General features: G+C 57.8%; 19 protein-coding genes and 1 tRNA gene. 9 read left to right on the forward strand and 11 right to left on the reverse strand.

Translation table 11 applies throughout. The annotated features are described in order from the left end of the window. The first annotated feature begins 55 nt into the window (after positions 1-55). Complete coding sequence (locus HHJ19_RS03115; protein ID WP_296904028.1) at positions 56-2,305, forward strand: heavy metal translocating P-type ATPase; 2,250 nt, start codon at positions 56-58, stop codon at positions 2,303-2,305. A 151-nt stretch (positions 2,306-2,456) separates the two neighbouring features. Continuing rightward, on the forward strand, positions 2,457-3,503 hold the full coding sequence (locus HHJ19_RS03120) for a cytochrome D1 domain-containing protein (RefSeq protein ID WP_296903967.1): 1,047 nt from the start codon (positions 2,457-2,459) through the stop codon (positions 3,501-3,503). Positions 3,504-3,559: 56 nt separating this feature from the next. Here the strand turns inward: HHJ19_RS03120 and argA are convergent, their stop codons facing one another. Next, entirely contained in the window at positions 3,560-4,909 is a 1,350-nt protein-coding gene (argA, locus tag HHJ19_RS03125; RefSeq protein WP_296903969.1) for an amino-acid N-acetyltransferase, read from the reverse strand. A 189-nt stretch (positions 4,910-5,098) separates the two neighbouring features. Between argA and HHJ19_RS03130 the strand changes: the two genes are divergently transcribed. Both HHJ19_RS03130 and hrpA read left to right on the forward strand, forming a co-directional pair. Then, entirely contained in the window at positions 5,099-6,322 is a 1,224-nt protein-coding gene (locus tag HHJ19_RS03130) for a GGDEF domain-containing protein (protein WP_296903971.1), read from the forward strand. Between the two features lie 51 nt (positions 6,323-6,373). After that, a complete protein-coding gene (hrpA, locus tag HHJ19_RS03135) occupies positions 6,374-10,294 on the forward strand; it encodes an ATP-dependent RNA helicase HrpA (protein WP_296903973.1) in 3,921 nt (1,306 codons plus the stop codon). A gap of 60 nt (positions 10,295-10,354) precedes the next feature. Here hrpA and HHJ19_RS03140 read toward each other — a convergent pair whose 3' ends face one another. From HHJ19_RS03140 to lptF, 6 genes are all read right to left on the reverse strand, one after another. Continuing rightward, entirely contained in the window at positions 10,355-10,513 is a 159-nt protein-coding gene (locus HHJ19_RS03140; RefSeq protein ID WP_296903975.1) for a DUF3309 family protein, read from the reverse strand. 90 nt (positions 10,514-10,603) lie between these two features. Then, positions 10,604-11,797, reverse strand: coding sequence for a pyridoxal phosphate-dependent aminotransferase (locus tag HHJ19_RS03145; RefSeq protein WP_296903977.1), 1,194 nt, complete (start codon positions 11,795-11,797; stop codon positions 10,604-10,606). A gap of 2 nt (positions 11,798-11,799) precedes the next feature. Continuing rightward, complete coding sequence (locus HHJ19_RS03150) at positions 11,800-12,744, reverse strand: CysB family HTH-type transcriptional regulator (RefSeq protein ID WP_296903979.1); 945 nt, start codon at positions 12,742-12,744, stop codon at positions 11,800-11,802. 103 nt (positions 12,745-12,847) lie between these two features. Then, a complete protein-coding gene (locus HHJ19_RS03155; protein WP_296903981.1) occupies positions 12,848-13,225 on the reverse strand; it encodes a CbiX/SirB N-terminal domain-containing protein in 378 nt (125 codons plus the stop codon). 39 nt (positions 13,226-13,264) lie between these two features. Next, positions 13,265-14,410, reverse strand: coding sequence for an LPS export ABC transporter permease LptG (gene lptG, locus HHJ19_RS03160; RefSeq protein WP_296903983.1), 1,146 nt, complete (start codon positions 14,408-14,410; stop codon positions 13,265-13,267). Further along, positions 14,407-15,534: an LPS export ABC transporter permease LptF gene (gene lptF, locus HHJ19_RS03165; RefSeq protein WP_296904030.1), complete on the reverse strand. Its 1,128-nt coding sequence runs from the start codon at positions 15,532-15,534 to the stop codon at positions 14,407-14,409. The genes lptG and lptF overlap by 4 nt, the downstream gene beginning before the upstream one ends. Before the next feature lie 67 nt (positions 15,535-15,601). Between lptF and HHJ19_RS03170 the strand changes: the two genes are divergently transcribed. The 4 genes from HHJ19_RS03170 to HHJ19_RS03185 all read left to right on the forward strand — a co-directional run bounded on the left by HHJ19_RS03170 (position 15,602) and on the right by HHJ19_RS03185 (position 19,234). After that, complete coding sequence (locus HHJ19_RS03170) at positions 15,602-17,122, forward strand: leucyl aminopeptidase (RefSeq protein ID WP_296903985.1); 1,521 nt, start codon at positions 15,602-15,604, stop codon at positions 17,120-17,122. Then, positions 17,119-17,559 carry a DNA polymerase III subunit chi gene (locus HHJ19_RS03175; RefSeq protein WP_296903987.1) on the forward strand — a complete coding sequence of 147 codons (441 nt, stop codon included), beginning with the start codon at positions 17,119-17,121 and terminating at the stop codon, positions 17,557-17,559. The genes HHJ19_RS03170 and HHJ19_RS03175 overlap by 4 nt, the downstream gene beginning before the upstream one ends. Further along, positions 17,556-17,870 (forward strand): hypothetical protein, encoded by a 315-nt coding sequence (locus tag HHJ19_RS03180; RefSeq protein ID WP_296903988.1) that lies wholly within the window; start codon positions 17,556-17,558, stop codon positions 17,868-17,870. The genes HHJ19_RS03175 and HHJ19_RS03180 overlap by 4 nt, the downstream gene beginning before the upstream one ends. Positions 17,871-18,103: 233 nt before the next feature. Next, positions 18,104-19,234: a branched-chain amino acid ABC transporter substrate-binding protein gene (locus HHJ19_RS03185; protein ID WP_296903990.1), complete on the forward strand. Its 1,131-nt coding sequence runs from the start codon at positions 18,104-18,106 to the stop codon at positions 19,232-19,234. Positions 19,235-19,342: 108 nt separating this feature from the next. Here the strand turns inward: HHJ19_RS03185 and HHJ19_RS03190 are convergent. From HHJ19_RS03190 to HHJ19_RS03205, 4 genes are all read right to left on the reverse strand, one after another. Next, positions 19,343-19,432: transfer RNA gene (locus HHJ19_RS03190), tRNA-Ser, on the reverse strand. 64 nt (positions 19,433-19,496) lie between these two features. Next, positions 19,497-19,871 carry a DUF2237 domain-containing protein gene (locus tag HHJ19_RS03195; RefSeq protein ID WP_296904031.1) on the reverse strand — a complete coding sequence of 125 codons (375 nt, stop codon included), beginning with the start codon at positions 19,869-19,871 and terminating at the stop codon, positions 19,497-19,499. A gap of 36 nt (positions 19,872-19,907) precedes the next feature. Then, positions 19,908-20,819 carry a stomatin-like protein gene (locus HHJ19_RS03200; protein ID WP_296903992.1) on the reverse strand — a complete coding sequence of 304 codons (912 nt, stop codon included), beginning with the start codon at positions 20,817-20,819 and terminating at the stop codon, positions 19,908-19,910. A gap of 80 nt (positions 20,820-20,899) precedes the next feature. Continuing rightward, positions 20,900-21,328, reverse strand: a complete 429-nt coding sequence (locus HHJ19_RS03205) for an NfeD family protein (RefSeq protein WP_296903994.1) — start codon at positions 21,326-21,328, stop codon at positions 20,900-20,902. 257 nt (positions 21,329-21,585) lie between these two features. Here HHJ19_RS03205 and HHJ19_RS03210 point away from each other — a divergent pair, with 257 nt between their 5' ends. Beyond that, the gene (locus HHJ19_RS03210) at positions 21,586-23,874 is read left to right on the forward strand and encodes an arginine/lysine/ornithine decarboxylase (protein ID WP_296903995.1); all 2,289 of its coding nucleotides are present in this window, start codon (positions 21,586-21,588) and stop codon (positions 23,872-23,874) included. The last annotated feature ends 12 nt before the right edge of the window (positions 23,875-23,886 follow it).

The following is a 23,886-nucleotide window of genomic DNA, read 5'->3' on the forward strand; positions in this document are numbered from 1 at the left end:
TGCGCATGACGCTTTGCCGGCTGAATCGCAGCCATTGAAAGACCCGGTGTGCGGCATGACCGTCACCGACCAGTCGCCGCACAAGCTGGCGCACGAACGCCGGTCCTACTATTTCTGCAGCTTGAAGTGTCAAGCCAAGTTTTCGGCGAACCCGCTGCAATACCTTGCGCCCGCGCCACCTGTTGACGCGCCACCTGCAATCACCGGTACGATCTACACCTGCCCGATGCACCCGGAAATACGTCAGGACCATCCTGGCAATTGCCCCAAGTGCGGCATGACGCTAGAGCCGCTGTTGCCGGACCTCGGCGACGATGAAAACCCCGAACTGCGAGACTTTCAGCACCGGTTCTGGTGGACCTTGCCACTGACATCCATCGTGTTTGTGCTCGCCATGGTTGGTCACCGTTTGCAATGGATGGACATGGCCGTGCAGAGCTGGGTGGAACTGGTGCTGGCAATACCCATCGTCCTCTGGGCCGGCTGGCCGTTCTTCTCGCGCGGCTGGCGATCGGTGGTGAATCGCAGTCCCAACATGTGGACGCTGATCAGTCTGGGCACCGGCGCTGCCTTCGTTTACAGCGTGATCGCGACGGTAGCACCGCAAGTTTTCCCGGCTTCGTTCATCTCCATGGGCCGCGTCGCCGTGTACTTTGAAGCCGCCGCGGTGATCATTTCGCTTACCCTGCTGGGCCAAATGCTCGAACTCAAGGCCAGATCGCAGACCTCTGCGGCGATCAAGTCGCTGCTCGGCCTGGCGCCCAAGACCGCCCGGCGCATCCGGGACGATGGCACGGAAGAGGATGTTCCGCTGGCCCATGTGCATGTGGGCGATCTGCTGCGTGTGCGCCCCGGAGAGAAGGTGCCAGTGGACGGAGTCGTGACTGAAGGCGGCAGCTCGGTGGATGAATCGATGCTCACCGGCGAGCCGATGCCGGTCGCCAAACGGGTGGGCGACAAGGTGATCGGCGCCACGCTCAACACCAGTGGCGCGCTTGTGATGCAGTCTGAACACGTCGGCACGGCCACGATGCTGGCGCAAATCGTGCAAATGGTCGCCCAGGCCCAACGCTCCAGGGCGCCCATGCAGCGCATGGCCGACGTGGTGGCGGGCTATTTTGTCGTCACCGTCGTCTCCATTGCCTCGCTCACTTTTTTGGTTTGGGGATTTTTCGGGCCTGAGCCGAGCTGGGTGTTTGGCCTGATCAATGCCGTATCGGTCCTGATCATCGCCTGCCCGTGCGCCCTGGGCTTGGCCACACCGATGTCAATCATGGTGGCTACCGGTCGTGGCGCAACGCAAGGCGTGCTGTTCCGCGATGCAGCGGCCATCGAGAACCTGCGCAAGGTCGACACCCTCATCATCGACAAGACCGGCACCCTGACTGAAGGCCGACCGATGTTTGAACGCGCCATTCCTGCACCTGGCTTTGACGCCGACGAGGTACTGCGCCTCGCCGCCAGTCTGGACCAGGGCAGCGAGCACCCACTGGCCCAGACCATTGTGCGTGCAGCCCGCGAGCGCGGCATGCTGCTCGATAAACCGGAAAATTTTGATTCCGCCTCCGGCATCGGCGTGCGCGGGCAGATTACGGGCCGTCAGATGACGCTTGGCAATACCGCGCTGATGGCGCAGATCAGTGTCTCAGTCGACGTCCTGATGCCGCAGGCCGAGGCTTTGCGCGCAGAAGGAGCCAGCGTGATGCACCTGGCCGTTGATGGTCAGCTGATGGGCCTGCTGGCCGTGTCTGACCCGATCAAGCCCAGCACGCCCGAGGCGCTGGCTACACTGAAAGCTGCCGGGTTACGCATCGTGATGGCGACTGGCGACGGTCTGACCACGGCAAAAGCTGTTGCGACCCGCCTGGGCATCGCCGAGGTGCATGGCGAGGTCAAGCCAGCCGACAAGCTGTTGCTGGTGGAAAAGCTGCAGAAGGAAGGCCGCGTCGTGGCAATGGCGGGCGACGGCATTAATGACGCCCCGGCGCTGGCCAAGGCAGATGTTGGCGTGGCCATGGGCACGGGAACTGACGTGGCCATGAACAGTGCTCAAATCACGCTGGTCAAGGGCGATCTTCGCGGGATTGCGATTGCGCGCGCGCTATCCGAAGCGACCGTAAGCAACATGAAGCAAAACCTGATGTTTGCCTTTTTGTACAACTCGCTGGGCATCCCGATTGCGGCTGGTGTGCTCTATCCTGTGACCGGCTGGCTGCTGTCACCCATGATTGCCGCGCTCGCCATGAGCTTCAGTTCGGCATCGGTGATCGGTAACGCTTTGCGGCTGCGAAACAGGCGTGTATGAGTCCTTTTTTTGGTCGTATCGCCGGCAACGATTGCCATCGTCAGAAACTTGACGGCTCACGAAAGATGGCGTGCCTGGCGATGGCATCCAGAACGCATCAGTTCAGGGTCAAGGCCGACGAAAGTTTTTTGTTCCCAACAAGGATGAATTGATGATCGCAAGTAAAAATAAGTGGCTGTTCACGACGATACAAGTCGGCCTGCTGGCTTGGTCTGGCGTCGCATGGGCCACTGACAAGGTGTATGTGGCCAATGAAGGCGCTGACACAGTCAGCGTGCTCGATGCCGCGTCGTTCAAGGCGCTGGCGAGCGTGCGCGTCGGCAAAATGCCGCACAACGTGCAGGTATCGCCCGACGGCAAGCTTGTATGGGTGACCAACAACGGTGAAGCCGTCCAGGCGGGCAATGCTTCTTCGCACAGGGATACGGCCAAAGGCGATCATGATGCGATGGCAAAACCAGGGGCTGTTTGGGTCATCGACGCGGCAACTAACGCGGTGATCGCAAAGGTGCCGGTTGGCATGCACCCTGCCCATGTGGTGGTGTCGCCGGACGGGGGCTTTGCCTATGTCACCAATGGTGGTGATGACACGGTGAGTGTGATCGACACATCGCTGCAGCGTGTTGTCGTCACAATTCCGGTCGGCAAGTTTCCCCACGGTATTCGCATCAGTCCGGACGGCAAACAGGCCTACGTCGCCAACCTCAAGGGCGGATCGGTGTCGGTGATTGATACCGCCAGCCGGAAGGAGGTCGCGCAGTTTCCTGCAGGCAAGGGTCCGGCTCAAGTCGGTTTCACACCGGACGGTCGCCTTGTCTTGGTGTCGCTGTCGCAGGAAAACGCAGTCGCCGTGATCGACCCGACCATGCGCAAGGTGATTCGCAAGGTTGCCGTCGGAACGATCCCCATCCAGTTGTATGTCACGCCGGATTCCCGCACGCTGCTGGTGGCCAACCAGGGCACGCCAAGGAAGCCTGGCAAAACCGTCAGCATGATAGACCTTGAGAGTTTCAAGATTACAAAGACAGTGGCAACCGGCGCCGGCGCCCATGGCGTGGCCGTAGATCGTGATGGCCGGTATGCCTTCGTCACGAACAGCTATGCCAACTCTGTGTCGGTGCTCGACATCAGGGAGAGCAAGGTCGTTGCGACCGTTGGCGTGGGAAAGGGACCCAACGGCATCAGCGTGACGCCGTGACGACATTTTCCTTAAGTCAAAGAAAATAATCCGTCAACAGTGGAACAAACGCAGCGTTAACTCAGTTTTTTCACCAAAACCTGGCTTTTGCGGTCCCAATTGTATTTTCGTTTGCGGGCCTCTGGCAGCCAGTCCGGGTCGACCAGCACAAAGCCGCGCTTGATAAACCAGTGCATGGTCCGCGTGGTCAGCACAAAAATGCTTTGCAGGCCGGCGGCGCGGGCCCGCTGTTCGATGCGCTTGAGGACTTTTTCGCCGTCACCCTGGCCCTGGCTTTGCGGCGAGACCGTGAGCGCGGCCATTTCACCGGTTTTGGCTTCGGGATAAGGGTAAAGCGCAGCACAGGCAAAAATCACTCCGTCATGCTCGACGATCGTGTAGTGGTCGGCATCGCGCTCAATTTCCGTGCGGCTGCGCCTGACCAGCGTGCCGTCCCTTTCGAACGGCTCTATAAGTTGCAGGATGCCGCCGACATCGTCGCCTGTGGCTTCGCGCAGTTCTTCGAGTTTTTCGTCCACCAGCATGGTGCCTATGCCGTCATGGACGTAAATCTCCAGCAGTAGTGCGCCGTCAACCGCAAACGGGATGATGTGGCTGCGCTCCACGCCGGCCTTGCAGGCTTTCACGCAATGCTGGAGGTAAAAGGCCGTGTCTGTAGGGTGCTGCGCGGTCGGTACCCGGGCGAGAATCTCCTCGGCCGCGGCCAATGGCAGCTCGGTATCTATGGGATTGTCTTCGCTGGCGGGCTCGTCCGGCTTGATGCGTATGCCGGGTATTTCGGTGACAAAAATCAGCTTGTCGGCCTGCAGCGCGATGGCCACGCTGGTGGCCACTTCTTCCATCGTGAGGTTGAATGCCTCGCCGGTGGGGGAAAAGCCAAACGGCGAGAGCAGCACCATCGCGCCAAAATCCAGCGTACGCGAAATCGCGCTAACGTCCACCTTGCGCACCAGGCCCGAGTGCTGGAAATCAATGCCATCCAGGATGCCTACCGGCCGCGCAGTGATGAAGTTGCCAGAGATGACGCGCACGGTGGAGCCTGCCATGGGCGTGTTGGGCAGGCCCTGGCTAAACGCAGCCTCGATTTCATAGCGCAATTGGCCGGCGGCCTCTTGGGCGGAGTCCAGCGCCACCTCGTCAGTGATGCGCATGCCATGCGAATACTTGGCGGAATGGCCTTTGACCTTCAGCTGTTCATTAACCTGCGGGCGAAAACCATGCACCAGCACGATCTTCACGCCCATGCTCTGGATCATGGCCAGATCCTGCGCCAGATGGGTCAGCTTGCCCGCAGCAATCGCTTCGCCGCAGATCGCCACCACAAAAGTCTGGTTGCGGAACTTGTGGATATAGGGCGCCACAGACCGAAACCAGGGCACGAAAGTGAAATTGAAGACGGCAGACATGGGCGCGCTTTCGGAGCTGGGGAGTGCGGAAAAGCTGCCTCTGAGTCGCTGAAACGGACTGGTGAGCTCTTTCCCGAAAAACGAAAAAATTGAAATGAGTGTAAGGGAAGGATGCGGTAGATTGCAGGCTCACTTGAAGCATGCCAACCCCGATTGCGTTATGACGGCAGGGCAGGTATTGTTTGCGCCATGGAACAATTTGTCACAGGTTTTTGGGGCTTCTATTTTGGTACGACCGGTTTGATGTTGGCCGGCTCGGTATTTGCCTTCATACGTTCGCTGCACAAGGTCGGGTTCAATGCGGCCACGTCGGCGCTCGTCTCGGCCTTTTTTGTGCTCGCTTTTCTGGGAGGGTTGCCGTTCGAGGACGCTGGCAAGCTGGCGCGCTTTCTCGCGCATGTGGCCTGCGGGGTCTCCACCCTGCTCGCATATCTTCTTTTTTCCATGCTCGGCTTGTTTCGCCAGACCAAAATTCGGCGCAAAGCTGAAGCGGCGCTGGCCGTGCTTGCCGCTGCCGTGCTGGCTGCCGGCTGGTTGCTGCCACCGCTCCAGGCGCTCGCGCTGGCAATGGCCCAGTCCTGGTTGCTGGGCGTGGTGGCGTTGGCCCTCAGCGTGCGCAGCGCATTGCGGGGCGACAGGCTGGCCCCGGTGACAATGCTGGGGTTATTTTTCATGCTGGTCGCACTGGCGGGGCTGAGCTGGATTGCGCTTGATCGGGCCCATGTGCCCTGGCCGGTCCATGTTGCGAGCGCAATGGCTGGCACGGTGTACATGATCACCATGGCCCTGGTGCTGTGGTCACGTTATGCCTATCTTATTGAGTTGTACCAGGTGATGGAATACGGCCCCAGTTACGATCCGGTCACGCGAATGCGTTCCCTTGCCGGAACCGGGCAGATGGTAGGGGCTGCGTTCCGGCGTTACCGGGACGAACCGGTACCGCTGGGTGTGATCGTGGTTTCCCTTGCGAATTTGTACGTGCTGGAAAAGCTTTATGGACTGGCGGCCGTGAACCATGCCCTTTTTGTCTGTGCCGCACGGTTGCGTCGGGCCGTGCCCGCCCATGTGGAAATCGGACGACTGGCGGATGACAGTTTTTTACTGCTGGTGCACAACTGCAAGGACAGCGGCGGGCTGATTCAGCTGGCGCGCACGGTTCAGGCCCGGTTGTCCAGATCGGTGGTTCTCAATATGCGTGCGGAAGTCGGGATGCCGGGTAAGCGGCAAACCCGATGGGCCGCCGAGGTGGGGGCAGGCGTGCTTCGGGCGTCAACCGTCGACGCGCGCGCTGCCACAGCCGTCGCCATGGCGCGGGGTATTTCGCGCACGGCCTGGAGCTACCCCAGCCGGGTTGGCTGGCTGGACGAAAAAAGTGGCGATATTGTCGGCATGCCCGTGGTGGAGTCGCGCTAGGCAAGCCTGCAAGAACACCGATAATCACCAGTTTTGACTGCTGGTTTCCCCTTGGCTTCTTCCCTGCCTCCCCTGGCCATCACCTTTCCCGATTCGCTGCCTGTTTCAGGCAAACGCGAGGACATCACGACTGCGCTGGCGGCGCATCAGGTCATCATCGTTTGCGGCGAAACCGGTTCGGGAAAAACCACACAACTGCCGAAAATTGCCTTGGCCATGGGGCGCGGCAAGCTCAATTACCCAGCTGGCCAGGGCAAGCTGATCGGTCACACCCAGCCGCGCCGAATTGCCGCCTCGAGTGTCGCCAAGCGGATAGCCGAAGAGCTGAAAACCCCGCTGGGCGATGTTGTCGGCTACAAGGTACGTTTTCAAGACCGGCTGAGCCGTGATGCCTCTGTCAAACTGATGACTGACGGCATCTTGCTGGCCGAAACCCAGACCGACCCGCTGCTCAGGGCCTACGACACCATCATCATTGACGAGGCCCATGAGCGCAGCCTGAACATAGACTTTTTGCTTGGTTATCTGCGCCAGCTGTTGCCGCGCCGTCCTGACCTGAAGGTGGTGATCACCTCGGCCACCATTGATGCGCAGCGTTTTGCTGATTATTTTTCCTCCAGCAAAGGACCTGCACCCGTAATCATGGTGTCGGGCCGGATGTTCCCGGTCGAGCAGCGCTACCGGCCGTTTGAAGAGTCGCGTGATTACAACCTGAATGATGCGCTTGCCGATGCGGTCGATGAGCTATGGCTTAGTCCGCACAGCGCCGGCGACATCCTGATTTTCCTGCCGGGCGAGCGCGAGATTCGCGAGGCCGCCGACCACTTGCGCAACCATCTGGCGCACCAGCCTTTGACGCGCAACGCCGAAGTGTTACCGCTGTTTGCGCGCCTGAGCCAAGCCGAGCAGGATCGCATTTTCGACAGCCATAGCGGGCGTCGTATTGTGCTGGCCACCAACGTAGCCGAGACATCGCTCACGGTGCCGGGTATCCGATATGTGATTGACGCAGGAACAGCACGCGTCAAGCGCTACAGTTTCAGGAGCAAAGTAGAGCAGCTGATGGTCGAGCCGGTGTCGCAGTCATCGGCCAACCAGCGTGCCGGTCGTTGCGGCCGCGTCGCTGATGGCATCTGCATACGTCTTTATGACGAGCAGGATTTTTTGGGTCGACCGCGCTTTTCCGACCCCGAAATCCTGCGCAGTTCGCTAGCCTCGGTGATCCTGCGCATGAAAGCGCTGCACTTGGGAACAATTGAGGACTTTGCCTTCATCGAGCCGCCGCAACGCCGTGCGATTGCCGACGGCTATCAGCTGCTGGCCGAGCTGGGCGCGGTCGATGATGACAATGAACTGACACCGATGGGCCGCACGCTGGCCAAGCTGCCTTTAGACCCGCGCGTCGGCCGCATGATTCTGGAGGCTAAAGACCGGCAGGCGCTCGATGAAGTGCTGGTGATTGCCAGCGCGCTCAGCGTACAGGACGTGCGCGACCGTCCAATGGACCGGCAGGCGCAAGCCGATCAGGCGCATGCCAAATTCGACGACGAAAAGAGCGAATTCAGTGGCTATTTGCGGCTGTGGAAATGGCTGGGTGACGCGCGCGGAGGCCACGATGCGGTTCATAAACTGACGAACCGCCAGTACGAAAGCCTGCTGCGCGAAAACTTCGTCAACATCCGCCGGGTGCGCGAATGGCGCGACATCCATTCGCAACTGCATACTGTGGTGGGCGACCAGGGCTGGCATTTGAATGAGCGGCCAGCCAGCTACGAGCAGCTGCACCTGTCCATGCTTTGCGGCCTGCTGGGCAATATTGGCTACAAAAACGAAGAGGACGAAAGTTACCTGGGCGCGCGAGGCATCCGTTTTTACCGCCATCCCGGCGCACGGCTCAGCAAAAAGCCTGGCCGCTGGATTGTGGCGGCGGAACTGGTGGAAACCACGCGGCTTTTTGGCCGGGGCATTGCGAATATCGATCCGCAGTGGATAGAGCAGGTCGGCGGTCATCTTTTGAAGAAGCAACTACTCGACCCGCATTGGGAGAAAAAAGCAGCGCAGGTTACTGCGCTGGAACGCGCCACGCTTTACGGCCTGGTGGTCTATAACGGCAGGCGCGTCAACTTTGGCCGGCTTGACCCGGTGGCGGCGCGCGAGGTTTTTATTCGCGAGGCGATGGTTGCCGGCAACTGGGACACCAAGCTGCCATTTATGGCCGCCAACGAGAAGCTGATTGCCCATGTCCTGGAACTGGAACACAAGGCGCGCCGGCAGGACGTGCTGGTTGATGAAGAGCTGATTTACGCTTTTTACGACCAACAGTTGCCGGCCGACGTGTGCAGCGGCGCCAGTTGCGAGAGCTGGTACAAGCTTGAGGTCAAAAAGCAGCCGAAGCTGCTGCTCCTAAGCCAGGACGAGCTGATGCGCCACGAAGCAGCCGGCATCACGACGCAGGCTTTTCCCAAGACACTGCGGTTGGGCGGTGTCGATTGCCTGGCGACCTATCTGCATGAACCCGGCGACACGCGCGACGGCGTGACGGTTGACGTGCCTCTGTTTGCGTTGAATCAGGTCAATGAAGAGCGCTGCGAGTGGCTGGTGCCCGGCATGCTGAAAGACAAGATCCAGGCCTTGATCAAAACCTTGCACCAGCGCCCGCGTTCGCGGCTGGTGCCGCTGCCCGACACCGCCGCGCGCATAGCCGGCGAGCTCATGCAGCCGGAAAAATCTGGCAGCGGTTCGCTGACCGACGCGGTGCTGAAATGGGTGCGCGATGCCACCTCGCTGGATATCAAGCGCGCCGACCTGAAGCTGGACATGCTGGCGCCGCACTTATTCATGAACTTTCGCGTGGTCGATGAACATGGACGCCAACTGGGCACCGGGCGCAATTTGGGCGCACTCAAAGGCGAGCTCGGTTCGCAGGCGCGCGGAGCTTTTCAGGCGCTGGCCGGACTCAAGACGCGCTCAGCCCCGGAAAACCCGGGCATTTCCCCCGTTTCACAGTCAAATAGCCCTAACGTCCATATAGTACGGCTACCAGGCGCTCCTGAAAACATAGCAAATTTGGCTGCGCAGAAAACGCCACCCAAGCAGGCGGAGCGCTATACGAGCTGGAGTTTCGGTGAATTGCCAGAGCTGATGGAAATTGGCAAAGGCTCGCAAACGCTGATCGGTTTCCCGGCCTTGATCGACTTGGGCGATGCGGTGACGATCGAGGTTTTTGACGAGCCCGATGCCGCCGCCGCCAGACACCGAGCGGGATTGCGGCGACTGTTTTCACTGCAGATCAGGGATGCGCTGAAGTACCTGGAAAAAAATCTGCCCGAGCTGCAAAAAACAGCTACCGCCTATATGCTGGTGGGCCGTGCTGCTGACAACTCGGGCGGCGGCACGATGGAGGAGTTGCGCCAGCAGATTATTGAAGTCGCGCTGGACCGGGCCTTTTTGCTGGAGCGCTTGCCGACGAACGAGGCTGATTTCAAAAAGCGCGTTGACGACGGACGCGGGCGCCTGACATTGATTGCCAGTGAGGTGGCGCGGCTGGCTGGCGGTATCCTGATCGAGTTTGCCGTCGCGCAACGAAAAATCAAGGACACTAAAAATGCGACTGAGGCCGCGCTGGATGCCGCGCAGCAGTTGCAGCGCCTGGTGCCCAAGAAGTTTTTAACCGCCACGCCCTACGCACAATTGCAGCACTTCACGCGCTACCTTAAAGCCATCACCTTGCGACTGGAAAAGTGGCGCACCGATCCGGCCCGGGATGCAGCCCGTATGGCTGAATTGCGGCCGCAGGAGCAGCGTTACTGGCGTTTGGTCGCTGAACGCAAGGGCGCGATGGATGCGCGAATGCAGGAATGCCGCTGGTTGCTGGAAGAGTTGCGAGTAAGTTTCTTTGCCCAGGAACTACGAACACCCCAGCCGGTGAGCATCAAGCGGCTGGAAAAGCTCTGGACGCAACTCAATAGCTGAATACAAACAAAAAAAGGGACTTTGCGATGCAAGGTCCCTTTTCAGCAAGTGAAATAAAAACTAGATTCGGCCCATTAGCAGCAACACGACCAGAATGATGACCACCAGGCCAATGCCACCACTGGGACCGTAACCCCAGCTGCGGCTGTGTCCCCAGGTTGGCAGGGCACCAACCAGAATCAGTATGAGGACGATGAGCAGTATGAGCGAGAGGGACATTGAAAACTCCTTGTTATGGTTGCTTAGATTTTTATTCGGGCGCGGGCGGAATCAAGCAGGAAGGAAGCCTGTCCAGTCGTCAGGAGGCACCTACAGTTTGGACAGCCGTTCCAGCGCGAGATTCAGCGTCTCGTCTTTCTTGGCAAAGCAAAAGCGCACCACGCGCTGATCGAAGCCACTGCCATAAAACGCCGACAGCGGAATTGCCGCCACGCCAATCTCGGTGGTCAGCCACTTGCAGAAGTCTGCTTCACCCAGGTCGCTGACCTCTGAAATATCAGCGCACTGGAAGTAACCGCCTTCGCTGGGCAGCAGCTTGAAGCGGGTGCTGGTCAGGCCGCTGCGAAACAGGTCGCGCTTGGCGCCGTAAAACGCCGGCAGGTCAAGATAAGGTCGGTCGTCAGCCATATACGCTGCCAGCCCATATTGCATCGGCGTGTTGACAGTGAACACGTTGAACTGGTGCACCTTGCGGAACTCGGCGGTCAAGGCGGCAGGCGCCGCCACATAGCCGACCTTCCAGCCCGTGACATGGTAGGTCTTGCCAAAACTGCTAACAATGAAGGCGCGCGCAGCCAGTCCGGGAAAGCGCGCGGCGCTGTGATGGAGTTGCCCGTTGGTCGCGTCAAACACCATGTGTTCGTAGACCTCGTCACTGATCAGAAGAACATCCGTGGGCGCCAGAATTTCCTGCAGTCTGAGCATCTCGGCTTTGCTCCAGACCGTGGCGCTCGGGTTGTGCGGCGAGTTGACAACGATGGCGCGGGTCTTCGGACTGATGGCCGCTGCAATTTTCTCGAAGTCGGGACGAAAGCTGCCGTGCGTTAGGGGCACGCGCACCGCAGTGCCGCCGGCCAGTTCGATATTGGGCACATAGCTGTCGTAGCAGGGCTCCAGTACGATCACTTCGTCGCCGGCGTGCACTACTGCCAAGATGATGGTAATGATGGCCTGCGTGGCACCCGCCGTGATGGTGATTTCACTGCCGGCGTCGTAACTACGGCCGTACAGCCTGGTCAGCTTGGCGGCAACCGCCTCGCGCAATACCGGAACGCCCGCCATAGGCGGGTACTGGTTGAGGCCGCGTTGCATCGCGTCGGTGACGGCGTTGACCAGTTGCGGGTCGCAGTCAAAATCAGGAAACCCCTGACCGAGATTGACGGCCGCTGTTTCCGCGGCCAGCGCGGACATGATCGTAAAAATGGTGGTACCGACCGCCGGTAGTTTGCTCACCAGTACCGGCGAGCGGGCTTCCTGTGGGGAAAGCATTTGGTTGTTCGGCATGATCATGTTTCGTAATCGTTGCTGCGGCCTGTCATGGCCTTGGTAATCAGGTCACGTGTCAGTTTGTCGCTCAGCAACTCGGCAAACTTGTAGACAAAATTGCGCAAATAGGCGCTGCGCTTGAAAGCCACTCGGGCCACGTTGACGCCGAAAAGCGCGCCTGCCGGCATGGCCACCAGGTCGCTGTTGGTGCCGTCGTCCTTGAGTGCCATCTCCGCCACAATTCCCACGCCTAAACCCAGGCGCACATAGGTTTTGATCACGTCCGAGTCAATCGCTTCGAGGGCAATTCGGGGGTGCAGGTGCTTGGCGGCAAAAGCCTGGTCTACCTTGGTACGCCCGGTAAACGAAGGGTGGTAGGTGATCAGCGGCTCCAGCGCCAGATCTTCCAGAGTGATGTGCTCATTTTTTGTCAGAGGATGGTCCACCGGCATGACCAGCATGTGTTGCCATTCATAGCAGGGCAGGGTGACCAGGTCGTCATAGTGGCTGAGTGACTCGGTGGCAATGCCGATTTCGGCGACTTCATCGAGTAGCATGCGGGCCACTTGGTCGGGTGAGCCCTGATGCAGGCTGACGTTGACTTTGGGAAAAGCTTCACGCAGTCTGGCGACCGGTTGCGGCAACACATACCGGGCCTGGGTATGGGTGGTGGCGATGGACAGAGTGCCGCTGTCCTGAGCAGAATATTGTTCGCCAATGCGCCGCAGATTGCCGACTTCGCGCATGATCAACTCTATGCTTTTGAGCACATGTTCGCCCGGCTCTGTCACGCGCTTGAGCCGTTTGCCATGGCGGGCAAAGATTTCAACGCCCAGTTCTTCTTCGAGTTCGATGATGGCCTTGGAAACGCCGGGCTGCGACGTATGCAGGGCGCGGGCGGTTTCTGTAAGGTTCAGGTTGCGCCTGACGGCCTCCTGGACAAATCGGAATTGGTGAAGGTTCATATCTAATTCAGGCTGATTATTATTTTCATTATGCCTTTAATAGCCTAAAGAATCGTGCTTAGCTCCACTCCTGCCGACTCTTTTTTCAACCCATCAGAGGGGTTTAGGACAGTGCAATCTCCGCCATCAGCGCAGTCAGCTGCTCATGCTCTCCGGCGGTGGGCAGTAGCTCGACTACCACGCCCGGGTGCTCCACCCTGATAGATTCAAGCAACAATGGCAAATCTTCGCGTGCATGCTTTCCCACACCAAGAAAAAGCGGAAAAACCCTTATTTCACTGGCGCCTTCCGCTATGAGCAAGCTGGCAGCATCGGGCAGCGAAGGGGTGCAAATCTCCAGATAGGCGCAGCACACGGCAGTATTTGGCTGGCGAGCGCGGATCTGGGCGGCAACCGCTTCAATGGGCAACCGCCATTGCGGATCACGCGAGCCGTGGGCAAACAGCACAATGCCGCGATGAGATAGGGAGGTGCAGGTCATGGAGGTTATCTCGGGTGTCGTGTGGTTCGGGGGTCCAGGTCAGCGTCTGAACACCAGCCAACCAAACGCCCCCAGAGAAACCACCATGTAAAGCAGGCCGGGTGTCGCAGCCGCCAGCCAGGGCTGCCAGTTGCGCAGGTTTCCGATGTAGCCAAACACGTTGTTGAGCAGAAAAAAACTGATGCCAATCATGACCCCGGCAAAAACATAACCTGTGATGCCGCCTGAGCGGAAATGGAGGTAGGCAAACGGCAAAGCCAGCATGACCATGACCAGGCAACTAAGCGGGTAGAAAACCTTTTTCCAAAATTCAATTTCGTAGCGCTGGGCGGTCTGTCCATTGGCATCCAGATGGCGGATGTAACTAAATAGATCAAGCGTGGCCATGCGCTCGGGCTTGAGCAGTGCGACCGACACCATCTCCGCGCTGATTTCTGTCGGCCATCGATAGCTTGCAAGGAAAGCTCGGCTGACCTTGGCCATCGGCTGTGACTGGTTCGTACTGGTCAATCCGGCACTTGCTTCAAACTCCGCCCGCGTGGCTTGCTCAAGCAACCAGGCGTCATCAAGCGAAAATTTTGCGACCGGTGCCTGCGTAGTCGACACGATGAGGCCTTTGCTGTTGAATTCAAATATCTGCACGCCGCGCATATCGTTGTTGGGCGACAGTTCTTTAACGTTCACAACGAAACTGTTGTAGGACTGTTTTTCTTTCAGCCAGGCTCCCGTTTGGCCGACAGTGATCTTGTTTTGGTAGCGAGCCTTGAGCAATTGCGCGGCCCGTTCGCTGGCTGGCGCCACGTAGTCGCCCACGAAAAAACTGAAAACCACGAAAAAGGCCCCGAGTCCGAGCAGAAGCTTTAGCGCGCGCCAGGGGCCCAGTCCACTGGTGCGCAAAATGGTGTACTCCGAGCTTTGGGCCAGACGTGCCATGACGAAGATGGTTCCAATCAGCACTGAAATGGGCAGCAGTTCATACAAGTGGTTGGGGATGAGCAAGGCTACATACAGCATGGCATGCCTGATCTGGTAAGTGCTTTCACTGCCGTTGAGGCCGTTGTTTTTCCCCAGGTACTGCAGCTCATCAACCAAATCAAAAAAGAAGAACAGGGACAAAAATCCGAGGGCTACGAGCGCAATGGCGGCCAGCACTTCGCCATAAATCAATTTCCGTATGGTTTTCATTGCTGGCGGCTTTCAATGGCACGGACGACGGACGGCGTATATTGCCGCTTCGGTGCCAACCTGAACACCCAGTGGGTATGCCGTTTGGCCAGCCATGCCAGGCCGAGCAGCAAAACTCCGCCGTGCAACACCAGAAGAAAGTTTGCGAAGCTGATCAAGCCCACCAGAATCCAGCTTTGTCCCAAATTCACCAGATTGTTGTAAACCACAAAAGTCAGCAGAACAAGAATCATGTTCCAACTGCGGCCGCCACGCGGATTCACGCTGGCAAGTGCGAGCGCGAGGACAACACAATTGATGGCCGCTAGAACCAGCCCAAGGCGCCAGGCCAGTTCGCTCAGATTGCCGCGGGTTGGTGCATTTGCCAAGGATCGGGTTGACAAGAGCTTGGCTTCCGGCGCGCTGTTGTTGAAAAAGCCCGAATTACCTGTTTTGGCGCCGTATTCTTCGAAGTCGCTGATTTTCAGGGCAGTTTGCCCAATCATATTTTCAAGACGCTGCCCGTTCGAGAGCATCAGGAATTGGGCATCACCCAGACGTTCAATCCGACCTGAGCGCGCCGTTGTGACGGAGTTTTTCCCTTTCTCGGTAGCGGCGATGAAAACATTGTTGCTGGCCTGATCGCCGGCCAGATCGCGGTCAATAAAAAATACCCGGTTACCGCTGGACGATTCCTGAAACTGGCCGGGCGCAATGCGGTCCAGATCACCTCGTTGTTCATAACGGCTTTGCATGTCCCTGGTTTGCTGGTTGGTCCATGGCCAGACGAAAAGCGCCATTAGGCTGATCACGAGCAAAACCGGCCAGGAAAAGTGAAACAGCGGCTGCAAGAAGGCCGCCAGTCCTTTTCCGCTGGTGAACCAGACGACCATTTCACTGTCACGGTACATGCGGGACAAGGTGCTGACCATCGCAATGAAGAGCGAAAGGGTGAGAATTGTCGGGAGACGGCCCAGCGCCGAGTACGCCATGAAAAGCATCACATCCTGCGGATTTATGAAACCGCGCGAGGCCTGACCGAGGGTGCGGATCAGCACGATGGTCATCACGATGGTCACGAGCACCACCAGGGTTGCCCCAAAACTGCGAGCCAACTCTTTGCGAATCGAAGATTGGAATAACATTGCCGAATAGCCGCTTCTACTTTGCTTTATTTTGTTGTACGTTGGTTTATCCACTAGACCCTGAATTATGAACTTTGAACTCAAAACACTGACCCGTGCCCGTATTTGCAGCGAAAAAACCGATGCGCTGATTGTGCTGATCTCAGAGGGTTTGGGCGCAGCAGATGATCCGCTCTCCACACTGGCCGCATTGGCGATCAAATCCGGTGACTTTGAGTCCAAGCCCGGAAAATTGCTGAACATCTATCGTACTGCGGGCATCGCGGCCACACGGCTCGTATTGGTAGCCGCAGGAGACGGAAGCGCCAAAAATGTGCGTACTGCGGTCAATGCCGCCATGGGAGCGCTGAAGGGCAGCAATGCGCAGCGGGCGGTGCTTTACATCGGTGCGCTGGAGAAGTCATCGCCCGAAATCGTGCGCGCCGCTGTCGTGGCATGCAGTGAGATGGCTTACGTTTACAGCACGACAAAATCCAAGCCGAGCCCGGCAAAACTCCAGCGTGTGATGATCGCGGTGAATAATGTTGCCAGCGCCAGACCAGGCTTCGAAAAAGGCCTGGGACTGGTCAAAGGCATTGAATTTGCGAAGGAGTGGGGCAACCGGCCAGCCAACCACGCAACGCCCACCCTTCTCGCGGGAGCTGCCAGGGAGCTTGCAAAGCTGCCCGGCATCAAGGTGGAAGTGCTGGGGCCGAAGGAGGTGGCCAAGCTCGGCATGGGTTCGTTCATGGCCGTGGCTCAGGGCACTGCAGAGCCTTTACGTTTTATTGTCCTGCGCTACAACGGCGCTGCCACAGCGGAGGCGCCCTTTGTGCTGATTGGCAAGGGTATTACTTTTGACACGGGCGGCATCTCGATCAAGCCCGCCGCTGAAATGGACGAGATGAAGTTCGACATGTGCGGTGCCGCCAGCGTGCTGGGAACATTCAGGGCTCTTGCCGAACTACAGCCGGCATTGAATGTGATCGGATTGATTCCTGCGTGCGAAAACATGCCTGGTGAGCGCGCCATCAAGCCGGGCGATGTGGTGACCAGCATGAGCGGCCAAACCATCGAAATCCTGAATACCGATGCAGAAGGGCGACTGGTTCTGTGTGATGCCCTGACCTATGCCGAGCGCTTCAAGCCCAGGGCGGTAATTGACATCGCCACGCTGACAGGTGCATGCGTGATTGCGCTCGGAGGCGTGCGAAGCGGTCTCTTTTCAAATGACGAAGTCCTGGCCGGATCGCTGGCTGCGGCGGGCGATGCCTCCATGGATCCATGTTGGAGGATGCCTCTGGACGACGACTATGCCGAAGGGCTGAAAACCAATTTTGCCGATGTGGCCAACGTGGCGGGGCGGGCCGGTGGCTCGGTGACCGCCGCCAAGTTCCTCCAGCGTTTCGCCGCCAACTTTTCCTGGGCGCACCTGGACATTGCCGGCACAGCCTGGAAAGGCGGTGCAGCCAAAGGCGCTACCGGTCGCCCCGTCCCTTTGCTGCTGGACTATTTACTCGGCCAAGTTTCGCCGGCCAGCACCGGCAAGACGCCGACGAAAGCCCGAGCCGTCAGGAAAAGCACGTCTGTTCCCAAAGTCCCGGCATGACGGAAATCATTTTTCATGTCAATGTGCCCGACAAGCTGGCTTACAGTTGCCGGTTGCTGCGCAAGGCTTACCTTAGCGGTGCCCGGGTAGCGGTGACAGCTGAACCGCAGGTGCTTACCGAACTGGACCAATTGCTCTGGAGCTTCTCACCGCCGGAATTTTTGCCTCATTGCCTTACCGCTGGTGCGTCGGCAAGCGCTCTGGCGCTGACGCCGATGCTACTGGCCGAATCACTTACGGCGTGCACGCATCATGACGTGCTGGTCAATCTGGGGCAGGACATACCGGGTGAATTTGAAGGATTCGAGCGCTTTATTGAATTGGTCGGGCAAGATAATGATGATGTGCTTGCCGGGCGCAAGCGGTGGAAGCACTACGCAAAAAGAGGCTATGCGCTAAAAAAGCATGACCGCGCCAAGGCCGGGAGTACTCCATGAGCCGCTCGTCCGCTCCCTCTCGATTCGTTCCGACGTTGACAGAAGTGGTCCAGTACCTGCCGTCACAAACCCCATTTGCGGCTGAAATTGTCGCGCCTGTCGCACTTCCTGCCGAACTGATGCTGCAGCGCGTGATGCAGCGTGTTGATCTGGTTCTTGAGCGGCGTTTGCGAGAGGCTGTCGGACAATTGATCCTGGAGCACACGCAAACCCTGATCCCCCGGCTGCGGGAAGAAATAGAGCTGGTGGTGCGTCAATCCGTGACTCAGGCATTTGAGCAGGAAGCGAGCCCATCGCAGTCCCATTTGTGAGCCTGGAACGGAGCGGGCCATTTCCGTTGACTCAAGCAGCTGCTAGATGCGGGAAGCAGAGAAGAAACGCAAACTTACATAAGATAAATTGTTCACCGGGTAAACCCCCTTATCGGGGATAACCTAGGGACGTTGCTATGGTGCGGGCCCGAAAATTGCGTTATGTTCGGCCCCGTTGAGTTAAAAAAATTGTTCTCAACCTTTAACGGTAATTTCCAAATCGGAGTATTTTTATGCGAATGAAATTGAAACTGACAGTAGTGGCTACTCTCGCTATGGTCGCGGGCTTTGCTTCCGCGCAGGATACCGTCGTCAAAATCGGGCACGTCGCACCGATGTCCGGCTCACAAGCGCACTACGGCAAAGACAACGAAAACGGTGCCCGCATGGCTGTTGAAGAATTAAATACGCAAAACGTTGTGATCGGCGGCAAAAAAATTAAATTTGAACTGGTTGCAGAAGACGATGCAGCTGATCCAAAACAGGGCACCGCCGCAGCACAAAAATTGTGCGACTCCAAGGTCGCCGGTGTGGTTGGTCACTTGAATTCCGGTACCACCATTCCGGCCTCGAAGGTGTACAACGACTGCGGCATTCCGATGGTGACTGGTGCTGCGACCAACCCCAACCTGACCAAACCCGGTTACAAAACCACCTATCGCATTATCGCCAACGACAATGCACTGGGGGCAGGTCTGGCCTTTTATGCTGCTGACGCCTTGAAGCTCAAGCGCGTTGCCATCATTGACGACCGCACGGCCTACGGCCAGGGTGTTGCTGAAGTGTTCAAGAAAACGGCTTCAGCAAAAGGCATGACAGTCGTTGATGAGCAATTTACGACCGACAAGGCCACCGATTTCATGGCCATTCTCACTGCGGTCAAGGCAAAAAATCCGGATGCAATTTTCTTCGGCGGCATGGATGCCCAAGGTGGCCCGATGTTGCGCCAGATGGAGCAACTTGGCATGAGCAACGTCAAGTACTTCGGAGGGGATGGCATTTGCACCGCGGAACTGGCCAAACTGGCAGCCGGCGCCAAAACTATCGGTAATGTGGTGTGTGCCGAAGGCGGCGCGTCGCTGGCCAAAATGCCTGGCGGTGAAGCCTGGAAAAAGCGCTATGACGCCAAGTACCCTGCCCAGTTTCAAGTTTACAGCCCGTACACCTACGATGCCACTTTCCTGTTGGTCGATGCGATGAAACGCGCCAACTCGACGGACCCAAAGGTTTACAACGCCGAATTGATCAAATCCAACTTCAAGGGTGTGACCACCACTATCGCATTCGAACCCAATGGCGAGTTGAAAAATCCGGCAATCACTTTGTACGTCTACAAAGACGGCAAAAAGTCTGCACTGAACTAAGCACTCTGCAGAACCAAAAAAAGCCACCGCAAGGTGGCTTTTTTACGGGCCTATCAACTTGAAAAGTAGAAAGACCTGTCAGACTTTGGAAAATCATCTGACTAATTTTGGCGGAAGAGGCGGGATTCGAACCCGCGGTAGGTTTAACCCTACGCACGCTTTCCAGGCGTGTGACTTAAACCGCTCATCCACCCTTCCGCTCAGCTCTTTATTGTAGCAGTGCCGGGAACCGGCCGAAGCCAGATGAGCGACAAATGCCTTACTAGAGAACAGCGCCCTGAAATCGGTGCGCTTGCAGCTGCGCCATGGTGACAAATCCCAGCGCGCCAGCATGCGTCGACTCGAGGATGACTGGGGGGGCAAAACCGGCGTCCATCGCCTCCAGCCATCGGCGCGCGCAGAGGCACCAGCGGTCTCCGGGTTTGAGCCCCGCAAAACGGTGTTGGGGCAGCGGTGTAACAAGGTCATTACCGCTAGCGCAGGAAAACGTCAGGAACTCCTTTGTGACCCGTACACATACCAGATGCAAACCCCGATCAGATTCGTCGGTGTTGCAGCAGCCGTCGCGAAAATACCCGGTTAGCGGATCGTATGAGCACGGGATCAATTCGGTGCCAAGAACATTTTTTGCATTCATCGCTTTGCTCATTTTTTGACTCGGGTAAAAGTGCGGTCATGTCCTGTTCGACTGCACCATTTTCATGACCGATGCGATCAGGGCTGACACTTCTGTCATGTTGCTCGGCACGATCAGCGTCGTCGTGGCGTCGCTCGCCACGCGGGAATAAGCTTCAACCGCCTTTTCGGCGACTTTGAGTTGCACTGCCTGTTCGCCGCCCGGCTGGCGAATTGCAGCGGCCACCAGTTCAATCGCTTTTGCATTCGCATCGGCCACGGTCATGATGGCGGCCGCCTCACCCTGCGCATTGTTGATGGCCGCGAGTTTTTCACCTTCTGATCTGGCGATGAATGCCTCACGCTCGCCGGTAGCAATATTGATCTGTTCCTGGCGGCGGCCCTCGGAGGCGGCGATCAGTGCTCGTTTTTCGCGCTCGGCGGTAATTTGCGACTGCATGGCATGCAGAATTTCCTTCGGTGGCGTCAGGTCCTTGATTTCGTAGCGCAGGACTTTAACGCCCCAGTTCAGCGCCGCCTCGTCGATCGCCGAAACGACTTGGGCATTGATGATGTCACGCTCTTCAAAGGTCTTGTCCAGTTCCAGCTTGCCGATTACGGAGCGCAGCGAGGTCTGGGCCAGCTGCGTGACCGCTACGATGTAATTAGACGAGCCGTAGCTTGCACGCATCGGGTCGGTCACCTGAAAATACAGGATGCCGTCGACCTGCAACTGCGTGTTGTCGCGGGTAATGCAAACCTGGCTGGGGACATCCAGCGGAATTTCCTTCAGGCTGTGCTTGTAGGCCACCCTGTCGATGAAGGGCACCAAAAAATTCAGCCCGGGCGTGAGGCTACCGTGGTATTTCCCCAGACGCTCTATCACCCAGGCGTTTTGCTGGGGCACCACCTTGATACTTCGTACGACAAAAATTGCGGCGAGGACAAGAATGACGAGTGCTATTTCCATGAAATCTCCATTGATTGAACTTGAGTAATGCCGGGTGAAGTGCTTCGGATCTGTCGACCGTTCACGTCAGCTCGCTAAGCCTACAGCTTTTCGATCACCAAACGGTTACCCAGCATTTCCTTGATCCTAAAATTACCGGGGCTCGCCGACTCGCCCGGGTCTGCCGCAATGGCTGTCCAATGGACACCGCGAAATTTGACGGTAGCGGTGCCGTCGGTATTCCACTTGGCGACATGAACCTCCTCGCCAATATCCAGATGGACATCCCGGTTGGCATTGGCTGGCAGCGGAGCAGGACTTTTGCCCCGATACCAGTGCCAAGCCGCGACCGAACCGCCGCCGACAGCTGCCGCGATCACCATTTGTCCAATCGGCGCCAGTCCGAGATGGGCCGCTAAAGCCCCTGCAACCAGCCCGACGGCCAGCATCAGCAGATAACAGGTGCCGGTCATCAGTTCAACCGCAACGGCGGCGCCTGCGAGCAGCCACCAGATACTTGATTCGCTCATGATTCTTCCTTTTGTCGGTGATGCGCCACATTTTGGGGCTAATAGACCCTTGTGCAAGCGAGTGGACACAATACGTCCCTACACTTCGCAGTTTAAAGGACGCTTGCATTCATCGATTCCGGCGGCGGCGTGACCCGATCCGGCTGATACCAAGTTTTCCTCACTCCAACCGTTCGGGCTCAACCTGTCTATGCCCAATGCGCGTTTTTCCATGCCCTCCGACAGGTTCAGGGCACCCATGAACATCTGCACACGCCATGAAATTCCGTTTTCCAATCGTCATCATTGATGAAGACTTCCGCTCTGAAAATACTTCGGGACTGGGTATTCGCGCGCTGGCGCAAGCCATAGAAAGCGAAGGATTTGAGGTGTTGGGCGTCACCGGCTATAACGATCTGTCGCAGTTTGCGCAACAGCAAAGCCGCGCCAGCGCCTTTATTTTGTCGATTGACGATGAAGAATTCACGCCGGGTCCCGATCTGGACCCGGCGGTTTTGAATCTGCGCAACTTCATCGAAGAAGTGCGTCGCAAGAATCTTGACGTACCGATTTATGTTTATGGGGAAACCAAGACCTCGCGCCATATTCCCAACGATATCCTGCGCGAGCTCCATGGCTTCATTCACATGTTTGAAGACACCCCCGAGTTTGTGGCCCGGCACATCATTCGCGAGGCCAAAAGCTACCTCGAAGGCGTACAGCCGCCGTTTTTCAAGGCGCTGCTCGACTACGCAGAAGACGGTTCTTACTCATGGCACTGCCCGGGTCACTCGGGCGGCGTCGCCTTCCTGAAAAGCCCTGTGGGCCAGATGTACCACCAGTTCTACGGCGAGAACATGCTGCGTGCCGACGTCTGCAATGCGGTGGAAGAACTCGGCCAGTTGCTGGACCACACCGGACCGGTGGCGGCGTCCGAGCGCAACGCCGCGCGCATCTTCAATGCAGATCATTGTTTTTTCGTCACCAACGGCACATCGACCAGCAACAAGATGGTGTGGCACCACACCGTGGCGCCGGGCGATGTGGTGGTGGTTGACCGCAACTGCCATAAATCCATCCTGCATGCGATCATCATGACCGGCTCGATTCCGGTGTTTCTCAAGCCGACGCGCAACCATTTCGGCATCATCGGTCCGATTCCGCAAAGCGAATTCGAACCTGACACCATACGCGCCAAAATCGCGGCAAATCCGCTGCTCAAAGATGTGGATGCCGCCACGGTCAAACCCCGGGTGCTGACGCTCACGCAGTCCACTTACGACGGCGTCATGTACAACACCGAAACCATCAAGGGCATGCTGGACGGCTACATCGATAACCTGCATTTTGATGAAGCCTGGCTGCCGCACGCGGCCTTTCATCCGTTTTACGGCACTTACCACTCGATGGGCAAGAACCGCATCCGCCCCAAGCATGCGGTGGTGTATGCCACGCAGTCGATTCACAAACTGCTGGCCGGTATCAGCCAGGCCAGCCAAGTGCTGGTGCAGGATTCGCAAAATACCAAGCTTGACAGGCATCTCTTTAACGAGGCCTACCTGATGCACACGTCAACCTCGCCGCAATACAGCATCATTGCCAGCTGTGACGTAGCCGCCGCCATGATGGAGCCGCCTGGCGGCACGGCGCTAGTCGAGGAAAGCATTGTCGAGTCGCTCGATTTTCGTCGCGCCATGCGCAAGATTGCCGAAGAATACGAAACCGACTGGTGGTTCAAGGTCTGGGGACCGGAAAAGCTGGTGGAAGAGGGCATTGGTCTTGCCAAGGACTGGATTATCAAGGGCGAGTCGCGCAGCGCCAAAACAGCAAAAAACGGTGCCAACAACTGGCATGGATTTGGCCAGATGGCAACCGGCTTCAACATGCTGGACCCAATCAAGTCGACCAACGTCACGCCGGGTCTGGACCTGAACGGCAAGTTCGCCAAAACCGGCATTCCGGCCAGCATCGTGACCAAATTTCTGGCCGAGCATGGCGTGATTGTCGAAAAAACCGGCCTTTACAGCTTTTTTATCCTGTTCACCATCGGTATTACCAAGGGCCGCTGGAACACGCTGCTGACGGCGCTGCAGCAATTCAAGGACGATTACGACAAAAACCAGCCCATGTGGCGCATCCTGCCTGAGTTTTGCCAGAAGTTTCCGAAATATGAGCGCATGGGCCTGGCCGATTTGTGCCAGCACATTCACGCCCTCTATGCGAAGTACGATATTGCCCGCTTGACGACCGACGTGTATTTGAGCGACCTGACACCGGCCATGAAGCCCAGCGATGCGTTTGCGCATATTGCCCACCGCACGACGGAGCGGGTTGAAATCGATCATCTGGAAGGCCGGATTACGGTTGGACTGGTGACGCCTTACCCGCCGGGTATTCCATTGCTGATTCCGGGCGAGGTCTTTAATCGGAAGATCGTCGATTACCTTAAGTTTTCGCGCGAATTCAACTCGCAGTGCCCGGGATTCGAGACGGACATCCACGGCCTCGTGGCACAGGAGGATGCCAAAGGGAAAATCCGTTACTACGCGGACTGCGTCAGGAAATAGCAGGCAGGCCGG

The sequence above is a fragment of the Polaromonas sp. genome (assembly GCF_012927415.1).
In the GTDB taxonomy this organism is placed as follows: domain Bacteria; phylum Pseudomonadota; class Gammaproteobacteria; order Burkholderiales; family Burkholderiaceae_C; genus Polaromonas.

What these genes read in the sequence shown, in the direction of transcription:
- HHJ19_RS03115 (WP_296904028.1), top strand. Translation starts at nt 56, where the DNA reads ATGACCGTCACCGACCAGTCGCCGCACAAGCTGGCGCACGAACGCCGG.
- HHJ19_RS03120 (WP_296903967.1), top strand. Translation starts at nt 2,457, where the DNA reads ATGATCGCAAGTAAAAATAAGTGGCTGTTCACGACGATACAAGTCGGC.
- argA (WP_296903969.1), bottom strand. Translation starts at nt 4,909, where the DNA reads ATGTCTGCCGTCTTCAATTTCACTTTCGTGCCCTGGTTTCGGTCTGTG.
- HHJ19_RS03130 (WP_296903971.1), top strand. Translation starts at nt 5,099, where the DNA reads ATGGAACAATTTGTCACAGGTTTTTGGGGCTTCTATTTTGGTACGACC.
- HHJ19_RS03140 (WP_296903975.1), bottom strand. Translation starts at nt 10,513, where the DNA reads ATGTCCCTCTCGCTCATACTGCTCATCGTCCTCATACTGATTCTGGTT.
- HHJ19_RS03145 (WP_296903977.1), bottom strand. Translation starts at nt 11,797, where the DNA reads ATGCCGAACAACCAAATGCTTTCCCCACAGGAAGCCCGCTCGCCGGTA.
- HHJ19_RS03150 (WP_296903979.1), bottom strand. Translation starts at nt 12,744, where the DNA reads ATGAACCTTCACCAATTCCGATTTGTCCAGGAGGCCGTCAGGCGCAAC.
- HHJ19_RS03155 (WP_296903981.1), bottom strand. Translation starts at nt 13,225, where the DNA reads ATGACCTGCACCTCCCTATCTCATCGCGGCATTGTGCTGTTTGCCCAC.
- lptG (WP_296903983.1), bottom strand. Translation starts at nt 14,410, where the DNA reads ATGAAAACCATACGGAAATTGATTTATGGCGAAGTGCTGGCCGCCATT.
- lptF (WP_296904030.1), bottom strand. Translation starts at nt 15,534, where the DNA reads ATGTTATTCCAATCTTCGATTCGCAAAGAGTTGGCTCGCAGTTTTGGG.
- HHJ19_RS03170 (WP_296903985.1), top strand. Translation starts at nt 15,602, where the DNA reads ATGAACTTTGAACTCAAAACACTGACCCGTGCCCGTATTTGCAGCGAA.
- HHJ19_RS03175 (WP_296903987.1), top strand. Translation starts at nt 17,119, where the DNA reads ATGACGGAAATCATTTTTCATGTCAATGTGCCCGACAAGCTGGCTTAC.
- HHJ19_RS03180 (WP_296903988.1), top strand. Translation starts at nt 17,556, where the DNA reads ATGAGCCGCTCGTCCGCTCCCTCTCGATTCGTTCCGACGTTGACAGAA.
- HHJ19_RS03185 (WP_296903990.1), top strand. Translation starts at nt 18,104, where the DNA reads ATGCGAATGAAATTGAAACTGACAGTAGTGGCTACTCTCGCTATGGTC.
- HHJ19_RS03195 (WP_296904031.1), bottom strand. Translation starts at nt 19,871, where the DNA reads ATGAATGCAAAAAATGTTCTTGGCACCGAATTGATCCCGTGCTCATAC.
- HHJ19_RS03200 (WP_296903992.1), bottom strand. Translation starts at nt 20,819, where the DNA reads ATGGAAATAGCACTCGTCATTCTTGTCCTCGCCGCAATTTTTGTCGTA.
- HHJ19_RS03205 (WP_296903994.1), bottom strand. Translation starts at nt 21,328, where the DNA reads ATGAGCGAATCAAGTATCTGGTGGCTGCTCGCAGGCGCCGCCGTTGCG.
- HHJ19_RS03210 (WP_296903995.1), top strand. Translation starts at nt 21,586, where the DNA reads ATGAAATTCCGTTTTCCAATCGTCATCATTGATGAAGACTTCCGCTCT.